Annotated in this window: 19 protein-coding genes, 1 pseudogene and 2 riboswitches; of the genes and pseudogenes, 3 read left to right on the top strand and 17 right to left on the bottom strand. The window is 33.5% G+C overall.

Annotation, left to right across the window (positions count from 1 at the left end):
* The 7 genes from V5E38_RS08590 to V5E38_RS08560 form a co-directional block, all read right to left on the bottom strand.
* Positions 1 to 1,104 carry a cobalt-precorrin-5B (C(1))-methyltransferase gene (locus V5E38_RS08590; RefSeq protein WP_499212938.1) on the bottom strand — a complete coding sequence of 368 codons (1,104 nt, stop codon included), beginning with the start codon at positions 1,102 to 1,104 and terminating at the stop codon, positions 1 to 3.
* Between the two features lie 3 nt (positions 1,105 to 1,107).
* Complete coding sequence (locus V5E38_RS08585; protein ID WP_499212937.1) at positions 1,108 to 1,755, bottom strand: precorrin-8X methylmutase; 648 nt, start codon at positions 1,753 to 1,755, stop codon at positions 1,108 to 1,110.
* A 16-nt stretch (positions 1,756 to 1,771) separates the two neighbouring features.
* Positions 1,772 to 2,569 (bottom strand): precorrin-6A/cobalt-precorrin-6A reductase, encoded by a 798-nt coding sequence (gene cobK / locus V5E38_RS08580; protein WP_499212936.1) that lies wholly within the window; start codon positions 2,567 to 2,569, stop codon positions 1,772 to 1,774.
* Positions 2,566 to 3,468, bottom strand: a complete 903-nt coding sequence (locus tag V5E38_RS08575; protein ID WP_499212935.1) for a sirohydrochlorin chelatase — start codon at positions 3,466 to 3,468, stop codon at positions 2,566 to 2,568. Before V5E38_RS08575 ends, cobK begins: the two co-directional genes overlap by 4 nt.
* A gap of 62 nt (positions 3,469 to 3,530) precedes the next feature.
* Positions 3,531 to 5,156 carry a precorrin-3B C(17)-methyltransferase gene (gene cobJ, locus V5E38_RS08570; RefSeq protein WP_499212934.1) on the bottom strand — a complete coding sequence of 542 codons (1,626 nt, stop codon included), beginning with the start codon at positions 5,154 to 5,156 and terminating at the stop codon, positions 3,531 to 3,533.
* Between the two features lie 53 nt (positions 5,157 to 5,209).
* Positions 5,210 to 5,593: a (2Fe-2S) ferredoxin domain-containing protein gene (locus V5E38_RS08565; protein ID WP_097977940.1), complete on the bottom strand. Its 384-nt coding sequence runs from the start codon at positions 5,591 to 5,593 to the stop codon at positions 5,210 to 5,212.
* Between the two features lie 126 nt (positions 5,594 to 5,719).
* A riboswitch (cobalamin riboswitch) is annotated at positions 5,720 to 5,901 on the bottom strand.
* Positions 5,902 to 6,079: 178 nt separating this feature from the next.
* Positions 6,080 to 6,266, bottom strand: a riboswitch (cobalamin riboswitch).
* Positions 6,267 to 6,537: 271 nt separating this feature from the next.
* Complete coding sequence (locus tag V5E38_RS08560; protein ID WP_088011817.1) at positions 6,538 to 6,858, bottom strand: YbjQ family protein; 321 nt, start codon at positions 6,856 to 6,858, stop codon at positions 6,538 to 6,540.
* Between the two features lie 418 nt (positions 6,859 to 7,276).
* Here V5E38_RS08560 and V5E38_RS08555 point away from each other — a divergent pair, with 418 nt between their 5' ends.
* Entirely contained in the window at positions 7,277 to 7,978 is a 702-nt protein-coding gene (locus V5E38_RS08555; protein WP_499212933.1) for a polysaccharide deacetylase family protein, read from the top strand.
* 82 nt (positions 7,979 to 8,060) lie between these two features.
* Here V5E38_RS08555 and V5E38_RS08550 read toward each other — a convergent pair whose 3' ends face one another.
* The 7 genes from V5E38_RS08550 to V5E38_RS08520 form a co-directional block, all read right to left on the bottom strand.
* Complete coding sequence (locus V5E38_RS08550) at positions 8,061 to 9,164, bottom strand: MGDG synthase family glycosyltransferase (RefSeq protein ID WP_499212932.1); 1,104 nt, start codon at positions 9,162 to 9,164, stop codon at positions 8,061 to 8,063.
* 32 nt (positions 9,165 to 9,196) lie between these two features.
* On the bottom strand, positions 9,197 to 9,769 hold the full coding sequence (locus tag V5E38_RS08545; RefSeq protein ID WP_499212931.1) for a hypothetical protein: 573 nt from the start codon (positions 9,767 to 9,769) through the stop codon (positions 9,197 to 9,199).
* A 150-nt stretch (positions 9,770 to 9,919) separates the two neighbouring features.
* Positions 9,920 to 10,552, bottom strand: a complete 633-nt coding sequence (locus tag V5E38_RS08540; protein WP_499212930.1) for an SNARE-associated domain-containing protein — start codon at positions 10,550 to 10,552, stop codon at positions 9,920 to 9,922.
* Between the two features lie 27 nt (positions 10,553 to 10,579).
* Entirely contained in the window at positions 10,580 to 11,935 is a 1,356-nt protein-coding gene (locus tag V5E38_RS08535; protein WP_499212929.1) for a sensor histidine kinase, read from the bottom strand.
* Positions 11,910 to 12,581 carry a response regulator transcription factor gene (locus V5E38_RS08530; protein ID WP_499212928.1) on the bottom strand — a complete coding sequence of 224 codons (672 nt, stop codon included), beginning with the start codon at positions 12,579 to 12,581 and terminating at the stop codon, positions 11,910 to 11,912. Before V5E38_RS08530 ends, V5E38_RS08535 begins: the two co-directional genes overlap by 26 nt.
* Positions 12,582 to 12,608: 27 nt before the next feature.
* Positions 12,609 to 13,193, bottom strand: a complete 585-nt coding sequence (locus tag V5E38_RS08525; RefSeq protein WP_499212927.1) for an undecaprenyl-diphosphatase — start codon at positions 13,191 to 13,193, stop codon at positions 12,609 to 12,611.
* Between the two features lie 253 nt (positions 13,194 to 13,446).
* Entirely contained in the window at positions 13,447 to 14,652 is a 1,206-nt protein-coding gene (locus V5E38_RS08520) for a serine hydrolase domain-containing protein (RefSeq protein WP_499212926.1), read from the bottom strand.
* 172 nt (positions 14,653 to 14,824) lie between these two features.
* On the opposite strand from V5E38_RS08520, the gene V5E38_RS08515 reads away from it, so the two are divergent.
* Positions 14,825 to 15,451: a trimeric intracellular cation channel family protein gene (locus V5E38_RS08515; RefSeq protein ID WP_097977469.1), complete on the top strand. Its 627-nt coding sequence runs from the start codon at positions 14,825 to 14,827 to the stop codon at positions 15,449 to 15,451.
* A gap of 64 nt (positions 15,452 to 15,515) precedes the next feature.
* On the opposite strand, the gene V5E38_RS08510 is transcribed toward V5E38_RS08515, so the two are convergent.
* Complete coding sequence (locus tag V5E38_RS08510; protein ID WP_387330368.1) at positions 15,516 to 16,067, bottom strand: NADPH-dependent FMN reductase; 552 nt, start codon at positions 16,065 to 16,067, stop codon at positions 15,516 to 15,518.
* A gap of 394 nt (positions 16,068 to 16,461) precedes the next feature.
* Here V5E38_RS08510 and V5E38_RS08505 point away from each other — a divergent pair, with 394 nt between their 5' ends.
* A complete protein-coding gene (locus V5E38_RS08505) occupies positions 16,462 to 17,376 on the top strand; it encodes a DMT family transporter (RefSeq protein ID WP_499212925.1) in 915 nt (304 codons plus the stop codon).
* 691 nt (positions 17,377 to 18,067) lie between these two features.
* On the opposite strand, the gene V5E38_RS08500 is transcribed toward V5E38_RS08505, so the two are convergent.
* Both V5E38_RS08500 and V5E38_RS08495 read right to left on the bottom strand, forming a co-directional pair.
* Positions 18,068 to 18,649: a MerR family transcriptional regulator gene (locus V5E38_RS08500; RefSeq protein WP_499212924.1), complete on the bottom strand. Its 582-nt coding sequence runs from the start codon at positions 18,647 to 18,649 to the stop codon at positions 18,068 to 18,070.
* Between the two features lie 672 nt (positions 18,650 to 19,321).
* Positions 19,322 to 19,495: pseudogene (locus V5E38_RS08495) on the bottom strand (ABC transporter); the annotation flags it as partial.
* Positions 19,496 to 19,515 lie beyond the last annotated feature (20 nt).

Below are 19,515 nucleotides of genomic sequence, written 5' to 3'. Positions count from 1 at the left end.
TTAATTGATGCCACTTTTTCGCACCGCCTTTCCTAACAATTGCCCCTTCATGGTATATAGGGTCGTATCTATGTCGATCCCCCCATCGACTTCCTTTAAAGCAGCGAGGCAGCAATAGTCGCTAAGCATTTCGAAAAAGGATAGATGACCCTGTGCTGTCATCAAATCACCAACCTGTGATGCCGTATTGGCAGTTCGAATTTCCTCGACCAGGTTAGCATCAGCACCGGTTCGGCTTGCCACCTCAGCTAAAAAATCAAAATCTATCGGGGCACTTTTTGAGTGGACCATCATGATCCCCATTGCCACTTTTGAGAATTTTCCCATCATGCCTACCATCGAAACTCTCTTTACCTCTTGCTTTTTGCATTGTTTAAGGGTAAAACCGACAAAGTCACCCATTTCGATAAAAGCTTCCTCAGACAGCTCGGGAAATTGCTTCATGGCATTTTTCTCGCTCCGTCCGCCTGTTGTAATGACAACGTGCTCGCAGCCACTTGCCCGGGCAACACTAATAGCCTGGATAATACTGGCTTTATAAGCGGCTGTGGAAAAAGGAACGACAATCCCGCGGGTTCCAAGAATAGAAATCCCGCCAACGATTCCTAAGCGTCCATTGAGTGTTTTTTTGGCGATTTCTTCACCGGCTGGTACGGAAATGACGATTTTAATGCCTCTTGTAATCCCGAATTCATTTAATACCCCTTCGGCTGTCTCACGGATCATCATGCGGGGAACGGGGTTAATCGCGGCCTCGCCAACAGGGACCGGCAAGCCGTCCTTTGTAACGCGGCCAACTCCAATTCCTCCATCAAGCACGATGCCTGGTTCATCGAGCCATGACACGGTGGAAACAATCAAGGCCCCGTGGGTGGCATCTGGGTCATCCCCCGCGTCTTTTATCGTACTGGCGGTAGCCGTTTGTTCCGTTACTTCACATCTTTCTACCTGGAAGGTTGCAAACCGCTTAACGGGCAAGTATATCGTTGATTCTGTTTGCGGTTCACCGGTAATTAATGCCGTCAGCGCTGCTTTAGTGGTTGCTGTTGCACAAGCCCCAGTCGTATACCCTTCCCGTAGCTTTCCTTTTGGTACTTCCTGCATGGGTTATCCCCGTTCAGCCATAATGGAAATGGCATTTAATGCAGCAACGGTCACTGTACTGCCACCTTTCCGGCCAATATTGGTGATGAATGGGATATCGAGCTTAGCTAGTTCTTCTTTTGACTCAGCCGCAGAAACAAACCCAACAGGCAATCCAATGACAAGACCAGGTTTTGCTTCTCCTTCTTTAATCAGGCGGATAAGTTCGAGTAAAGCGGTTGGGGCATTCCCAATGGCAAATATACCGCCATCTGCTTCTTTGATTGCCTTCCTCATCGAAATAATCGCCCTTGTTGTATTCAGCCGTTTGGCTTCCTGGACGACATCCGGATCGGAAATATAGACTTTAATTTCTCCTCCAAATTTTTGAATTCGAGCTTTATTTGCCCCACTTTGAATCATTTGAACATCTGCAACTACCATTTTCCCGCTCCTAATCGCCCGAATACCGGACTGAATAGCGTCAGGATGGAAAAGGACGCTTTGCCCAAGTTCAAAATCAGCGGATGCATGGATGATACGCTGAACAACTGGATATTGTTCCTCAGTAAAAGGGTGCTCCCCAATTTCTTCATTAATCATTTCAAAACTTCTACCTTCAATCTGTTCCGGTTGGACGGTTAACGGTTTAAATTCGGTACGAAAATCCATTTCTCTCACTCCTGTATTAAAATGATAGTTCTGTTGTGACGATTGGTGTGGAACCAATCTTTTTATGTAATTCTGCAATGACTTCGATAAAATTAGCATAGACGGTGCCATAATTCAGTTTCGGGCGGCCAATAAGAATAACCTCAATCCCCAGTTCCTTGGCGGCTTCCACCTTTTCATCGACAGATCCGACTTTCCCACTCTCTTTAGTCACCATTAAGGACACGCCATATTGCTTATATAGAGCTTTGTCAAACTCTTTTGAAAATGGGCCCTGGATCGCAATAATATTTTTTTGCGGTAGCCCTAGCTGCTCACATTTTTCCATATTATCCACACGAGGCAGCATCCTAGCGATCAAGCGAATGTCCGGGTTACCTAATAGTTTTTCTGTGAAAATTTGAAGCGTCTTGCTACCTGTCGTCAACATCACCACGCCTTTATTGGCCAATGCAAGCTCGGCAGCTTCCTCGTAGCTTTCTACGACTTTCATTTTGTCATATTGGAAATTTTGTGACTCCCGTTCATATCGAACATAGGGGATTCCCGCCGTTTCGGCCGCCTTGATTGCGTTTTTGGAAGCTTCTTCCGCAAACGGATGACTGGCATCGACAACCGCTAGAATCCCTTTTGTGTCAATCAACCTCACCATGTCTTTATCCGTTAATCTTCCTACTTGAACACGTATCCCTGACTCCCTTAATTCAACCGCTGCATTTTCTGTGACAACTGAGGCCAGGAGATCGAACCCCTCCTTTTTTATTTCTAAAGCAAGGGCTCTTGCATCACTTGTTCCGGCTAACACGAAAATCATCCTCTATCTCCAGCCTTTTGCACTGCATGTTCGTGATCATGGTGATGGTCATGATGATGATCGTGGTCATGATCATGGTGGTGGTGATGATCGATATGTTCCATCACATTAAGACGGTATTGACAGGTATCACAGTTCATCTTCACTTCATCACGGAGGGCTTCTTCCACCCGATCTATTAAAATAGTCTGTAATTTTGGATGATAACCAAAATAGTCAGCCAACTTAATTTCAACCGCGGAATATTGATTTTGAATAGGTACCATCATATCTTCTAACCGTTTAATCAGGATGCCAGTGAATAGAAAGTAAGGCAGGATTACTACTTTTTTTGCTCCAAGTTTAATACAGCGCTCAATCCCTTCGTTCACTAAAGGATTGGTCACCCCCATAAAAGCAGGTTCGACGATTTTATAGTTTGTTTTTTCCCATAGTAATCTAGCAATTTTATATAAATCACTATTCGCATCAGGATCGCTTCCGCCACGTCCTAACAAAAGGACAGCCGTATCGTCTTCGATGGTTTCTACATTCTCGCCAATTTCCATTAATCTAGTTTTTAGAATTTCAAATGTTTCCTCATGAACACCAATTGGTCGGCCATAAGTAAATTGAACAAACGGATATTTATTCTTTGCCTCATCAATAGCTGCTGGAATATGAATTTTGGAGTGTCCTGCCTGTAAGAGCATGATCGGAATCAAGACAACATGGTCGGCCCCTTTCTCCACACATAGATCGATGCCTTGATTCACTGTTGGTTGTTCAAATTCTAAAAAACACGTCTCGACCAGGAAAGAATCTTCCCAAGTCTTTCTCATCTCACGGATGAACTCTCGAACCTGCTGATTTCCTTCTTGATCTCTACTTCCATGCCCCACAAATAAAATTGCTCTCAAAATATTTCCTCCCCTTTGTTTGTAAATGCCTTACCTGCCAATTATCGCTAGACTTCTCTCCTTTATTCCCCGCAAACAGCTGCTTCGATTTTAAGATTTGGTGTGATATCCTGGTACACAAAACCTTGAACTTCTTTGACCCGTTTAAAAAATTTATAGAAACGTTCATTTGGATACGCCTTTTGTTGGTACTCTTGAACAATTCCCTCTATGACCCCGACAATTTTGTCCGGTGCGATTCCTTCAGCTACGATTTGGCCATTATGAGCGGTTCTTCCAGCTGTCTTGGCTCCTAAAAATAAATCAAACGCTCCCTTACGATAGACAATGCCAATATCTTCTTTTACGGCTCCATAACAAGCCATGCCGCAGCCATTCACACCAAGTTTCAATTCTTTTGGGAGTTCCATGCCGCCAAGCCTTTCTTGTAGCTCATCGGCATAAGGGATGGAATCCTTCTTTTCTCCGTCACAAAAATCACAGGCTTTTACGGTTAATACGTCGCCAACAGGAGCAATCAAAAAGTTGGCTCTCGTTAGTTTTTCAATAATCTCATCAGGCTTAGAGGTTAAAATTTGCAGCTTCATAAAATGGTCTTGTGTGTATTCCATGACTCCTTCTTTTCCGACAATTTCGGAAAGAATGACCATCTGATGCGCGGTAAATTTTTTATTGGCGACACCAGGGCTGACCGCTACCTCAAAAATAGATTGAAAGTCTTGCTTCACAATTAAACCTTGGGTTTGTCCATAGGTCTCACCAAGGATCATTTGCAAGGCTTCCTCAGCCAACTCTCTTGGCGACTCTTTCACAGAGGTTGGGGTGACTAGTTTCTTGTTTACTGGCATTACATCTTCCATTTGCTCCAATGCCCATGGTTCAGCTTCCTTTTGCAGACGCTGATGCGGTTTCAAAGGTTGAATTGCCTGATTTAATGTATACTTCCGCTGATAACCACGCGGAGTAATCATCAATTCATCGTAGAAAAATGTTGAAGAGTTGCCTATTAAAACGGTAGTTAACATGCCAATTTCATGTTCTAACATTTCTTGTAAATTTGTTAAGACGATCTTTTGACTATCACGGTAGGCACTCTTTACCAATCCTACAGGGGTGTCTGGCGAGCGGTATTTTAATAGAATTTTTTGTGCTTCCATGATCTGACGTGTTCTTCTCCCGCTTTTTGGATTGTATAGGGCAATCACAAAATCAGCTTGAGCGGCCGCTTCGATTCGTTTCTCGATCAAGCTCCACGGTGTTAAATGGTCACTTAAGCTAATCGTACAGGCATCATGCATGACCGGCGCGCCTAATAAAGCAGCACAGGAGTTGATGGCAGAAATGCCAGGGACCACCTCCACTTTTACCCCTGATTCTTTTTTCCAACCTTTTTCAACTAGCACTTCGTAAACAAGTCCTGCCATTCCATAAACACCAGCATCACCGCTCGAAATGACAGCTACCGTGTAACCGAGCTCAGCTTGTTTCACAGCCTCCTGGGCACGGCTCACTTCTTCTGTCATTCCTGTGCTGATGATTTGCTTTCCGGCTATTAATCCCTTGATTAAATCAACGTAGGTTTTGTAGCCGATAATGATATCACTTTCTTGGATGGCTTCCTTTGCCCGTCCGGTAATATGTTTTTCATCACCAGGGCCAAAACCAATAACCAATAATTTACCTTTCACACTATTACGCCACCTTCCACAATTTCAAACTAGAATCCAGCTACTATCCGCTGTTAAATCTTTTCTTTAACCGCTTTTTGTATTCCTTCGATACATTCCGACCCTTCTGGATGTATGAATCCAGCTTCGGAATATTGATAGATCGAATGCTCCTGAAGGCAATGGCCTTCAGCCAGATGACGCTTTACAATCGTAGTTCCCACTTCTGGGGTTACGTTTTTATACCAAGTCCCTGAAGGATAGACGATGGCAACAGGTGCATCCTTACATCTTCCATTGCATCTCGTTCTTGTAGTATGTATGATTGAATCTAAGCTTAAATTGGTGATTTCATTCCGTATTGCTTGTGTCGCTTCCTCCCCACCCTTTCTCATACAGCTGCTGCCGTTACAAATGAGGACATGGTGTTTCGTCCCTTGTAAATTCCAAGTAGTCATGTAACATACTCCCTTTCGTTTTTTCATAAAAAAAGCACCCCTATGGACATAGGGGTGCAGAATAAATACACACAAAAAAATAGCGATGTAAGTTCAGCACTTCTACCTATGTTCCCGTAGGTTGATTGAAGCTATTAGGTAAAGGCAGGTCTCCTGACTTAGGTTCATCATTCTATTGCGTCTTCCCAAATTCCTTCAGTGACATCTGCAATGAACTCCCCATACAGTGGCGGGTACCGTGACGGATTTAAACCGTACTTCCCTATTAAGCACTATTTTCATAGTGCACCAATCCTAATCTATTCAATTTTTAAAAAGACTTGTTTCTTGTAGAGGCATACTATAGGCATAAAAAAATGATTTAGAATCATTAAAACGAAAAAATCCGTTCAACATAAGTTGAACGGATAAAACGCCAGCACAAAGAAAGTTAATAAATAATCCTTTTTGTCCAAACGTTTCATCTTCTCAACCCCCGAAGAAATCGAAACTTTAAAAGCTAAGACAGGTCTCCTGACTTGTGTATCTTCCTACTTTAGACCCTTCCCGTAACGTCCATATAAACGTTTCAGTGGTTTGTCTATTTCGTCCACACTTACAGTTGCGGGGACAGTTCTGGTAATGCTCCAGATTCCCTATTAAGCCCTAAGGCATCTTAACGAATTGTTAACAAATTAATATTCAATTTATTAGATATTTATTAGATATTATTATTCTAGTCTATCAGAATTAATATTTCAAGAGGTTATTAAACTACTTTAAGGAAAACGCTATCCTCCAATAACTTCATCTTTTTTAAGTAATTGAATTATTATAGATATAAAAGAAATTAAATATCTTCATTTCTTTTTTTAAAACTTATTGTTATTTAAGGACAAGTAAAAAGAGAACTCTTCGTGGGTTTTCTTGTAAACTTGTCCGTGAAATTGTCCGCACTTTTTTTATTATATTTTCTCGACTACTACTGCCGTTCCATAAGCGACAATTTCACTCATGTTTTGCCCTATTTCACCTGAATCAAAACGCATCATGATAATTGCATTTGCATCCATTTCACTAGCATTTTTAGTCATTCGATCCATTGCTTCTTTTCTCGCATCCTCAAGCATTGCAGTGTATTGTTTGATTTCTCCACCAACAAGACTTTTTAGACCAGCTAAAATATCGCCACCAAGTCCTCTACTACGTACAATAACTCCAAATACAGGACCCTTTACTTCAACTAGTTTATACCCTTCAATGTTTTCAGTTGTAACTACGATCATAATGTTCACCTCAAAATTTTTATTCTTTACACAAAATTATTTTCCAATTTTGTGTATGTATTTCAATGCCATTTTTAAACTTCATTAATTAAAAATGGAAAATTTGAAACGTATATTGTATTAATTCTATGTAATTGGTTTAATCCCTTTTTACAAAAGAGAAATTCATTTTTTCAGAAAATTAATATTCGTTAAAATTTCCGAGACTGATTTTTCTATTTCAATTGATGACTTCTTATTTACATCTATAAATTTAGTGCTAAACTTTAATCATTCTCATTTTACCATCTACTCACTTTTCGAGAGCACAATTTTATTTTATCATAATATTATCTGCATTTAATTACCAACAAAATATAAATTGGACTATAATAATGTTATATGATTATTATTATTTAAAGGTAGTTAAGGAGAATTTATGCTTAGAATTTTCATCATTATCGGGGGGTTACTATTATTATTATTTATTCTTTATGGACCAATCCCGAGTTTACTAACACGTTTATTTAAATTCTTTTCAATCCATCAAGTTTATTCTAAAAGTCAAAAACGAATTGCTTTAACTTTTGATGATGGTCCACATCCAGTTTATACGAATTTACTTTTAGATTTACTCCAAAGTCATTCGATTAAAGCAACTTTTTTTGTATTAGGTTCAGCGGCAGAAAAGTATCCTACGATCATTAAAAGAATACATGAAGATGGTCACTTAATCGGAATACACAATTATAAACATAAATGTAATTGGTTTCTCAGTCCAAAACAATTAAAAAATCAAATAAAAAAGACTGCAAGTATTATTAAGAAAATAACGAACGATAACCCACTTTATTATCGACCACCTTGGGGGTTAGCTTCACTTCCACTTCTATTTCAGAAAAAGCTTAAAATTATTTTATGGTCTGTAATGGCAAATGATTGGAGTAGTAAAAAAGGAAGTGAAGGCATTTATAGTCTTTTGTTAAATCAAACGAAACCAGGAGCAATTATTTTATTACATGATAATGGAGATACATTTGGTGCAGACGAGGATGCTCCTATTCATACAATAAAAGCGTTAGAGAGATTTATTGAACATTGTTTACAAAACCAATATCAGTTTGTTAGGATTGATCATTAGCTTATTAAAACTAAACACCACAAGGAAACTCTTTACCTTGTGGTGTTTTTACGTATTCATAAAGTTATTAGTCATAACACTCTTAAGAAATGGAACTAAAAATATCATTGACAATTAATTGTGAACTAAATCCTTTATTTAATGCGGTTAAAGATGATTTCATTTGTTCTAAATGATTTGATTTGAAAAGAATTCGATTAATATAAAAAGTTAATTCATTTAACGACTTTACTGTTACTGAAGCACCAGCATTTTCAAATATTCTGGAATTCTCTTTTTCTTGTCCTGGTGTTGGTTTATATAGGATTGTCGGTAAATTACATGCAATACATTCTGATAATGTAATACCACCAGGCTTCGTAATTAAGAGATCAGATTTTTTATACAAATTACGTATATTATTTACGTAGCCAAATACTTGTAGGCGGTCTTTGTATTCTTCATTTAACTTACATAATTTATTATAAAGTATGCGATTATAGCCACAGACAACTGCTACATTAAGTTTTGTTTCAGCAAGTAACTGCTTGGCCATTTTTTCTACGTCCTTTAATAATCCAACTGCTCCAGCAACTATTAAGATTTGGTCGTTTGATTTCGATTTATTTGTACCTTCATTTAAAAAATCTAATTCTTTAAATTCTTGTCGTAGAGGTATACCAGATACAAATATTTTCGATAAAGAAACACCTAAATTTACCATCTGATGTATTAATCCTTCTGTCGCTATATAGTAACGATCGATTTCATTATGAATCCATGAACGGTGAATATAATAATCGGTAATAACTGTATATAATTTACAAGGATGTGATGAATATTTCTTCCATTTTGCTACAGACCCTACTGGAAATGTAGTAATGATAATATCAGGCTTCTCTTTTTGAAGAATACTTTTTATATTCTTTCCGCATAATTCTAAAAGCCTGTCAAAAATGACTGTACTGAATAATTTCTCAGTCCCATAGAAGAACCATTTATAAATTGTTTGGGCATGTTGGAATAATTGCAAATGAATATTTTTTGCAAATACATTTATTGTTGGATATGCTTCTTCGTATATATCAATAATTGTTACATCGTTAAAGTTAATATGTTCAAACTCACTTTTTAGCGCTTTTGATACTTCTTTATGCCCATTTCCAAAACTCGATGTAACGACAAGTATTTTAGGCTGCAATACCATACTAATCAACCTCTTTTGAATAGACAAATTAATTAAACGAATGTATGAATTAACATTGAGATTACAACTGCAAATGAAAGATAGTAATGCCAGTTTTTATCTTTTCGTTTATATCTTAAAAAACCGAATATCCCTAATGGAACTAAGAGTAAATAAGTTATAACACCTGAAATATAAACAGCATCTGTTTTCCATTCAAAAAAAGTCATAATCACAGAGTGTACTGTAATAAAAGCAAAAGTAATTAACGAGATTGGGACATGTATTAACTTACACCATTTCAATAATTTAGCTAAGTATTTCTTAAATCGCTTTTTGTCATTTAATTTTTTAAATCGAATTAAAAAGTATAGTGGAAAGAGAATAAATGCCGCAAATACACCTATTCTTCCAAGGGAACCTTTATCTTTCGCATATATTTTTAATGGATTTATTTTATGAAAACCATGTTGTATTCCATTTTGTATCTGTGGTCCCATATTCGTTAATAATTCAGTTCGATGCGAAACTTTCCACCCTGCAATGATGAAAATAATGATCGAAATTGCTAATGCTATATAAATTAATTTTCTCTCAGATTTATTTTTTATCCAATTACTAATCAATTTGACCTATTCCTTTCAAATTTTGAAAAAATATTAGAATATACATGTCCATATTCGCCTCCCTTTATATACAAAAATGTACAAAATAAAAGTGAAAGTTTAATGAAAATTGTATTATGTTTTACTAAAATTGATTAATTTTGTTTCAATTTATTTTTTCTTAATAAATTTTCTAATTACATCGATTATTATTGGAATGATTGAAACGAAAATGATTCCAATCGTTAATAGCCCAAAATGATTTTTAACAAAAGGAATATTACCAAAAAAGTAACCAATCGACACCATTAGTCCAACCCAAAGTGTCGCTCCGAAAATGTTATATGAAATAAATTTTGAATAGTTCATTTCACCAATCCCTGCTACAAATGGAGCAAAAGTTCTTACAATCGGAATAAACCTTGCTAGTACAATAAATTTAGAACCTTTCTGTTTGTAAAAGTTTTCAGTTTCATGAATGTATTTAGTATTTATTTTTTTACTTTTACTTAATTTACTTCCGAATTTCTTACCTATAAAATAATTTAAAGAATCACCTAAACTAGCTGCGACTATGAAAAGGATTAATAATCCAAAAAAGTTTAATAAATGTAAGGAAGCAAGTGCACCTGCTGTAAAAATTAATGAATCTCCTGGTAAAAATGGTGTCACAACAAGTCCTGTTTCCAATAAAATAATGAAAAATAAGATCAAATAAGTTATTGCCCCATAGTTATGCACAAAAGTTAATAAATGTTGATCTAAATGCAATATGAGATCAATTAAATTTTTAATAATCTCCATATAACTCTAACTCCCCCAAAATTTTCTCTATATGTTTGTCTTAATTTGAAACAAATTTGAAATCGGAATTTTAATTTTAAAACTGCTACCCTTACCGATTTCGCTATTAACAATAATTTTTCCATTTAAAGACTCTATAATCGATTTTGCGATCGATAAACCGAGACCAGTATTACCTTCGTCTCTTGACCTATGCTCTTCGATTCGATAAAACCGATTAAATATTTTATCTTGTAGCTCTTTTGCAATTCCAATACCATTATCATTTATTACATAATAGAAATAGTTTGCTTTTTTCTCTGATCTTACGTAGTAATTTAACGAAATTGTACGATCCTCAAGTGAGTATTTAATCGCATTATCAACAAATATATTAATCAATTGTTTTAGACTTTCTTGATTCGTTTTAACGATAAATTTCTTATCATTTAATAGCTGTATTTTTTGTTTTTTTTCCGATGCTTTATATTGCCATGCTTTTTGAATTTGTTCAGAAAATTCATCGATTCTAAATTCTTCAATATTTACTTTGGCGATTTGTTTATGATCAAGCCTTGCTAGAAACAGTAATTGATGAACTAGATTACGCGTATCACTTAATTCCTTTTTTAAATCGGATAAGGTTTCTTTTCCGAAATCAGAAAGTCGATTTTGTTCAACACTCAATACATCAATACCAGCTTGTAATACCGATAATGGTGTTCTTAGTTCATGTGAAGCATTTTCCACAAATTCTTGCTGTTCCTTATAAGACGCAATAATTGGTTCCATTGCCTGATTTGTAATTTTCTTTCCGAAGTAGTACGCCATAAAACAAAAGATAATTGAGAGTAAAAATGAGATACTGATAAACTGCTTTATTAAATAAATAACTGAAGATAAATCTTTCCCACTATAAATTGTACCGAGATAATGATTTGATGAATCATACACCTTTTCAGCAGCAATCATTAAATTTAGTTCTTCCTTATCATGTGGATCAATTCGTTTAATAACGACTTTATTATGATTTGGATTAATCTGTTTTAAAACTTTTTCTATATCCTTTGTATACCCAGGTGCTGTTTCATCATAGATTTCAAATCCGTTATTTTTATTTAAAAAATAATTAAAATAAACATTTTTACGTTTATGTTTTCTTTGCGTATTGTCATCATTTGGACCTAGAGATGCAGCATTCATTTTTACTTCTTTTATTTCTTGCTTTAATACTGTAATAAGATCGCTCTTTTGGTCTAAGTAAATGTAAAACGATAATACAATCCCTACTGAAATATTAAATAAAATAATGAAAATCATTAAAATTCTAAGATTGAAAAATGTTAATCGCTTGCTAATTTGTTGAAATAATGAGATCTCATTTTTCGATTGTATAACCAACACCTCTAACACTCTTTATATAAGTCTGATTTGGTGGATCAATTTTTTTTCTTAGATTTTTTACATACGCTTCAACAGCATTGCTTGTTACTTCTGATTCAATTCCCCAAACTCTTTCAAAAATAACTTCTCTAGTAAGCACAATCCCTCTATTTTTTACTAATAAATCAAATAGTTGTAATTCTCTTTGCGTTAAAATTATTTGTTCATTGCCTCTACTTAAACTAAAATTTGTCCGATTATATGTTAAGTCTTCAATCGAGATTATTTCATCTTGAAGTGGCGCAAAATTTCTTCGATTGAGTACTTTAATTCTTGCGGCCAGTTCAGTAAAATCAAATGGTTTGATTAAATAGTCATCCGCTCCAGCTTCTAATCCTTCAACACGGTGATTAATACTATCTCTCGCTGTTAACATTAAGATTGGTCCTTTAAATCCATCTCTTCTAAGCATTTTACATATTTCTAAACCACTAATCTCAGGTAACATCCAGTCCAAAATAAGTAAATCAAAATCATAATGGGTAGCTAACTCCAATGCTTGCTTCCCATTAGTTATCCATTCGATTTGAAATGGAGTTTGTGTTTTTAACAAATGGGTTGTCATTTTTCCTAATTTTTGATCGTCTTCAGCAAATAAAATTTTCAATAAATGTCTCCTCTATTAAGTTCTTAATCAGGAACTTAAATTCTTTTTCGTATTAAATGGTAACTTGTTTATTATTCTTTCATAAATTTTTAATAATATTTTCATTAATGGTTCCGTTAATGATGATGTTTTTAAAACAACAATTGCAACTATACCAGCCAAAATAAATGCACCAATTATATCAAAAGGATAATGTACTCCAACAAAGATTCTTGAAATACCAACTAATATGGCCCAAACCAATGAAATCAACCCTAAACGATCTTTTCTAAACAATAAAATAAGCGCAGTAGAAAATACTAATGTCCCGTGATCACTTACAAAAGATGAATCAGATGAATGAGTAATCAGCTTCGTCACATGGTGATTAACGAATGGTCGCGCGTGGTAATAAAATTGATGGATAATAAAGTTACCACCTAGTGCTAATATAAGTGTTAGTACGATATAAAAAGCTGTATACTTACGTTCGCTACCTTTTTGAATCCATAAATAAGCTAAAAGACCTATTACGATTAAAATGGCAGATTTAGATAAAAATATCATTACATTATCTAATGCAGGCCAAATGCCCGCAAAACTATTTATTAATTTAAATATTGAGTAGTTCATTAAAATTTCCTCCATTTTTTTTGATCGGAAATTATTATATAAAAGTTTTATGAAAAATTGATGAAAATTTAATTGGGATTTTCTATTACAAATAAAAAAAGACCTATTGTAAAATAGATCCTTTTAACTGAGACTTGAGTTAGACAAATAATTTAAGTCTGAAAGAGAGAATTTTTTCACTTCACAATCGAACAGAAATAAAAAATTGTTGTATAGGACAACGATTCACTATTTTTTATTATTTACCTTACATCTATTTTAATAATTGTTCTTCAATAACATGTTTATAAATAACTTCTGCTAATTCTTTTTCTACTTCAAATCTTGAATCTTCAGATAAATCGAATTGACTTCCGTTCAAAATAAAAATTATACCGAATTGTTTTTCTTCATGCCAATATAAGTTGCTGATTAATCCGTATGCTTCACCCGCATGGCCGATCATTTCTTTGTAACCCGGTAAGAAGTCGTGGCTAATATGAAAACCAAGACCCATTTTACTAAAGAAATGATTATTTTCTTCTCTAGACCATTGAGTTGATTTCATTAATTTTGACGTTTTTTGTCCAAGAATTTGTTGTCCATTTAAATTTCCATTTAACATATGTGCCCGTAAAAATTTACTTAATTCAACTGCGGATGTCCTTAGTCCACCTTGAGGTTCAAATAATCCTCCATGATTGCCTATGATATATTGATCCCAATGAGTTTTCGAATACCCACTCTGCCTAGCATCATTAATTGATACTTTATATTCGTTTGTATCTTTATTTTTTTCATATATGTTTGCTAGTTCATGGCTTTTATTAAAATTAGAATATGAAAATGCTACATTTTTCATTTCTAAAGGTTCAAAAATATTTTGTTTGATATATTGATCAAAACGTAATTTAGTGACTTTTTCTATAATTGCACCGCATATGATCGCACCAATATTTGAGTACATCCATTGTTCTCCTGGTTTCCAATCCCCCCATATTTCTTTCGTAAAATACTTCCCATTTTCATCAAATAATTCAATAAGTTGTAAAGAAAAATTTGAATGTCCATCTTTAATGAACTTTGCATAAACACTATTTGAAGCATCGTCTGAGTTAAGTGAAGATGTATGAGTTAATATTTGCATCAATGTAATATAAGAATTAGGGAATTTAGGATTTCTTACTTTAAAACCTAAATAATGACTAATATCTTGATTTAAATCTATTAATTTTCTTTCGACTAATTGCATGATAGCTGTAGCCGTAAATAGTTTTGTAATAGAAGCAATTCGAAACATCGTATATTCTGTAACTAAATCTTTTGTTTCTATATTACGATAACCATAAGCATCAGACCAAATCAGTTTATCTTTTAAAACCGCAGCAGCTTGACAACCAACAATATTAAATTTGTCCATTATTAATTGAATTTCTTTTGAAACATTTTTATTTTTATGTTGTTTAATTTTGTTTTGCATTTTAACCTCTCCAATCTATAAATTTCAAGTGATTTTTATGTAAAATACAGTAAATTTTTTATGTAAAAAAATTTTTTTAAATGAAGCGTTTTCAAAGTTATTTTAATATTGTAATAGTCCCTACCTGTTGCTAAAATGAATCATAGAAAATGGAATTAAGGGGATAGAATGAATGATTTTGATCGAGGTTTTTGTTTATGCAGGGATTATAGCTGCTAGCATTTCTGGTACTTTGGTTGGTATTCAAAAGAAATTGGACTTATTTGGAGTTGTTTTTTTAGCAGCTTGTACTGCGCTTGGCGGAGGGTTAATTCGAGATATTATTTTAGGTCAAACAGTACCGAATGCTTTCGCAAAACCTCAATACTTTATGGTAAGTACAGTTGTTTCAATTGTAACTTGGTTATTTTATCAACGAACAATGCAGTTTCAATCAACTTTAATCATTACTGATGCAATTGGTCTAGGTGTTTTTACTGCAGTTGGTTCATATTCGGCAATTGATCACGGTTTAAAAGGTTCTTTTTTAATTATTTCGATGGGTTTAATTACTGGAATTGGTGGTGGAATTATGCGAGATGTATTCGCAAGAGAAATTCCATTTGTATTCCGAAAAGAAATTTATGCAATTGCAGCAATTATTGGCTCTATAACAATTTTGTTTACACATGGTGAATTTACTAAACTGCAATCTTTGTATATTTGTTTTCTAATTACAACAGCTATTAGAATTATCGCTGTACGATACAAAGTAAACTTTCCTATTAGAAATGTAAATGATAAATCGTTTTTACTTTAAGCTTAACAAAAATGTTAAGCTATTTTTAATGGTCCTAACCAATAATTGATTAGGACCATTTTTATTACTTAGAAACACTATTTGATTCTATGTATTCTTTATATAAAATTTCTTTTTGTACATATTCTTTTAATTCATCAATTACTTCAGCTACTTTTGCAAAAGCTTCAGGCTTCACAACTGTATCATTTTCAAAATCAACCGGATCTAAAACTAGTTGTTTTGGTAATGCATTTCCATATACACCACGAATTACAGTTCTCAAACTATTTAAGGCGTTTATACCACCTTTTCCACCACCAGCTACTGCTAATAATGAGATTGGCTTTTTCTTAAATGGCTCAGAGCCTAATAGTTCAACTAGGTTTTTTAAAGCTCCACTCATCGCATTATTGTACTCTGGCGTACAAATAACGATTCCATCAGCTTTAACTAGTAATTCTCTAATTGCTTTAACTGCTTCTATTTCTTTTTGTTCAGCTTCCCCGTTATAAAGAGGAACTTGTTCAAATGCTAAATCTAAATTTGTAAAATTATTAGAGTCTGCGATTTGTTTTGCTAAGAATCTAGTTCGACCATTTGCTCTAGGTGAACCATTTACTACTACGATATTCATTTAAATTCCCCTCACTTCTTAAAATCGTTGCCACATATTTTTACTAAAAAATTCTTTAAACTACAAAATTTAGTATAAATGAAATCTATCTATTTGCCTATTAATTTAAACAGAATTTAATGAAAACTTGGATTTTAAAACCCTTAAAAGGCGTGGGAGTTATTATGAACTTCTTATGAATAATGAATCTCGTCTTTTTGGCATTTTACTTCCTCATGAACATACTATAAGGAAATTAACCTCTACTTCTCCTTGAATTTTTCTTACTCAAGAATACCCAATGAGTATGCTATTTTCCTTTTACAGGATTTATTCGATTGATATAACACCAAAGTTTAGTATATACTTATTTGACAGAATATTGAAATTACACATGAAATGGATGTGATACATATTGGGGAATTTGGCAGTAAATAAAAAGGCGACAATTAGTATCATTATTGCAATGGCTACTTTCGGCACAGTAGGTTTCGTCGCTCCTAAAACAGGCTTAAAAGCCATTGATTTAGTTTTTATTAGATGTGTTTTTGCAAGTATATTCTTATTTTCTGTTTGGTATTTTTCAGGAATAGCTAAAAAAGAAATATTTAATAAAAAAGATATATCTCTTTCATTATTTAGTGGGATTCTTTTAGTTTTGAATTGGGTATTTTTATTTAAATCATTTGAAAATTTATCAGTTACAATTTCAGTTTCAATTTATTACTTAGCTCCCGTAATTTTATTCTTATTAGGTAGTTTAATTTATAAAGAAAAAATTACGATAGTACCTTTACTTGGGGTTCTAAGTAGTTTTATCGGCTCAATTCTTTTATCCGGTATTAATTCTGATTTTACAATTGATAAATTCCTTTCGTCTGGTGTCATTTGGGCATTTCTTGCGGCAATCTTTTATGGTTTATTAATGATTGTGAATAAAGGTATTACACAAACAAGTTCATATTTTACGACTTTACTTCAGACAATATTAGGGTTTCTACTTTTAATTCCTTTTGTTAAATTTGATTCTTTTCAAAACTTACATTTTGAAAACTGGAGTTTTATTTTGATTATTGGATTTGTTCATACAGGCGTTATTTATGCATTATTCTTTGGTAATATTCGATTTTTACCTTCTAATATGATAGCTGTGTTAACATTTTTAGATCCTGCAGTAGCCATTGTGTTAGATACAGTCATAACAGGATTTAAACCAACACCAACCCAAGTAGTTGGAATTTTCATGACATTTTTAGGTATCGCTTTAATACTGCTACTGAATTCACCGAAGAAAGTATCGCAAAATTCAAATGAAAAAATTGCAAATTAACTGTTCATTCAGTTAAAAGAACTTTAACTTCATTGTCAAACTATACTAAAAGGACTATAATGAAGTCATAAAGAATATACTAAAAAGGGATGTGCTACGAACACATCCCTTCCGAGTAGTAATTGGTAAAGTTGCTTTCCTCGGATCCAGTGAAGAAATAATCACCACAACCATTCGAGGGGTAGGGTGGTTATTTTTTTTTGCTAATAGAAATGATAATACCGATTATGCTTAAGATTACAGTTGCAGTTATTCCAACACATTGAATAATTAAATTTGCAATCTCATAACCAGTCACTTTCTCACCTCCCTTCTTAGCGAAGAAAGGCACCTACCACAACCCTACTCTACCTAATTTTACCATAAGTATATTCAAAATACCAGAATGTATGTTCTGTTTTTTATATTTGATTAGAAGCCATTTCATCTATTCATGAAGAGTAACCTTACCTCAACTGCATTTTTTGAACTTAATAAAGGTTACTAGAATGATGGGTTAATGAAAATCTATCATTCCTGAAGAAATATCAATAAAAAACAAGTTTACATAATAATTTAATAAAAAAGAACACTTGTTTTAAGTGTTCCTCAAATTTCAGCTATTAATTATTAAGTGTAAAATTCCATATAAGATGGCTATTATCATTCCAACGACAAAAACATCGCTAAATTGCAAGAATGTAATATAAGCTTATATTTCGAAATACCATTTTTTTAATTCTTCTATTTTTTCACTTACTTTCTTTCGTAATGAATTCTTTTCTTGAGTGGCTGCCGTTTCTAATAACAGTTGTTGATCTTGTTTTCTTTGTTCTCTCCATTCTTCTATCAGTAAGCTAGTTTGTTTTTCTCGTTGCTTTAATACTTCTTTATGTTGTAGATCCATCTTTTTAGAAAGTCTTTCTTCCATTTCATTCATTAGTTTTTCAATTGTTTGCAACTGATGTTCATTGTTTATCTGTATTAGGTGCTCTGTTAAGTTTAAAGACTTTTCTCCGACTATCATGTCTGTATGAGGTATTAATCTATTGGTTTGCTCTATTATCATTCTCGCAGACTTCTCTAACGTCATCCCATCATGCTTACTTAATTCAATTAGTTTTTCGAAGATCAAGACATCATAATTTGAATATTGTCGATGTCCTCTACTATTCTTCTTGATTGTATAACCAACGTTCTCTAAGATGTCCTGATACTTTCTGAAGGTGCTTGGTTTCAACTCCAACTGCTCTCTTATTTGAGTACTAGTTAATATTACGTCTCCGTCTATCATGCCCCTCACACTCCTTACAATGCTTATATTCTATACTGGCATGCTATCTCCTTTTTGCATTGAAAAAGGTTTATCGAATTTAGCATCAGAGTTTATAGAAGGAGAAGCTTTGATGAATAAATGAATTTTTAAAAAGAGGACCACAGTTGCTCTGTGCATTTATATGTATGTATGTTATCTCTATATAATCTTGATAAAAGCATTGTTGTAATTTTCAGTTTTATTTTTATACGAATGAAATGATCTAATAGTTTCTTTATTTTTAAAGGTAATATAATAATAAACTCATTTGTATTTTTAACAAATGAGTTTTCAGATCAAATTATTAGTCAAAATACAATATTTTAGTTTAAAAGATATGTCATCAAGAATATTACAAATACTGTTAAACCCGCTGATATTTTTATGTTCCTACCTAAGTTTAAATGATTCATGATATCTCCTACTTTCATTTAAAATATTGTTATTTTATAAATATATTTTTAGAAAATTCGTTTTTTCCTACAGATAAATCATACTAAGTATTCTTTTTTATTACCATGTATAAAATATGAACATTATTCTATGAAAATTTTTTAACAATATTAGCTGTTATATTGACACATATATTTTAAGCCCAAAAATAAAAAAACTCATTTCAAAACGCTCTTTGAAAATGAGTTTTTTTATTTGTTAATTATTTTGAATCAAACATTGATACAATGCCATCATATCACGTTTATTAAGTTCTCTTATACGATTAAATATCGGTATTTCTTTAACTTCCTCAGTTAGTTGATTTTCAGGAACTATTTCACTTACTTTACCAGTGAGCCATGTTTGAACTGTAATACCCTCAACAAGCTGTTGACGTCCACTCTCTTGGG

Origin of the sequence: Rossellomorea sp. GAMAL-10_SWC, assembly GCF_049568075.1 — a bacterium.
In the GTDB taxonomy this organism is placed as follows: domain Bacteria; phylum Bacillota; class Bacilli; order Bacillales; family Bacillaceae_G; genus Gottfriedia.
This window is presented reverse-complemented; position numbering and strand designations above follow the sequence as displayed.

What these genes read in the sequence shown, in the direction of transcription:
- cobK (WP_499212936.1), bottom strand. Translation starts at nt 2,569, where the DNA reads ATGATTTTCGTGTTAGCCGGAACAAGTGATGCAAGAGCCCTTGCTTTA.
- V5E38_RS08540 (WP_499212930.1), bottom strand. Translation starts at nt 10,552, where the DNA reads ATGGAGATTATTAAAAATTTAATTGATCTCATATTGCATTTAGATCAA.
- V5E38_RS08555 (WP_499212933.1), top strand. Translation starts at nt 7,277, where the DNA reads ATGCTTAGAATTTTCATCATTATCGGGGGGTTACTATTATTATTATTT.
- V5E38_RS08590 (WP_499212938.1), bottom strand. Translation starts at nt 1,104, where the DNA reads ATGCAGGAAGTACCAAAAGGAAAGCTACGGGAAGGGTATACGACTGGG.
- V5E38_RS08510 (WP_387330368.1), bottom strand. Translation starts at nt 16,067, where the DNA reads ATGAATATCGTAGTAGTAAATGGTTCACCTAGAGCAAATGGTCGAACT.
- V5E38_RS08525 (WP_499212927.1), bottom strand. Translation starts at nt 13,193, where the DNA reads ATGAACTACTCAATATTTAAATTAATAAATAGTTTTGCGGGCATTTGG.
- V5E38_RS08500 (WP_499212924.1), bottom strand. Translation starts at nt 18,649, where the DNA reads ATGATAGACGGAGACGTAATATTAACTAGTACTCAAATAAGAGAGCAG.
- V5E38_RS08550 (WP_499212932.1), bottom strand. Translation starts at nt 9,164, where the DNA reads ATGGTATTGCAGCCTAAAATACTTGTCGTTACATCGAGTTTTGGAAAT.
- V5E38_RS08560 (WP_088011817.1), bottom strand. Translation starts at nt 6,858, where the DNA reads ATGATCGTAGTTACAACTGAAAACATTGAAGGGTATAAACTAGTTGAA.
- V5E38_RS08565 (WP_097977940.1), bottom strand. Translation starts at nt 5,593, where the DNA reads ATGACTACTTGGAATTTACAAGGGACGAAACACCATGTCCTCATTTGT.
- V5E38_RS08585 (WP_499212937.1), bottom strand. Translation starts at nt 1,755, where the DNA reads ATGGATTTTCGTACCGAATTTAAACCGTTAACCGTCCAACCGGAACAG.
- V5E38_RS08520 (WP_499212926.1), bottom strand. Translation starts at nt 14,652, where the DNA reads ATGCAAAACAAAATTAAACAACATAAAAATAAAAATGTTTCAAAAGAA.
- V5E38_RS08515 (WP_097977469.1), top strand. Translation starts at nt 14,825, where the DNA reads ATGATTTTGATCGAGGTTTTTGTTTATGCAGGGATTATAGCTGCTAGC.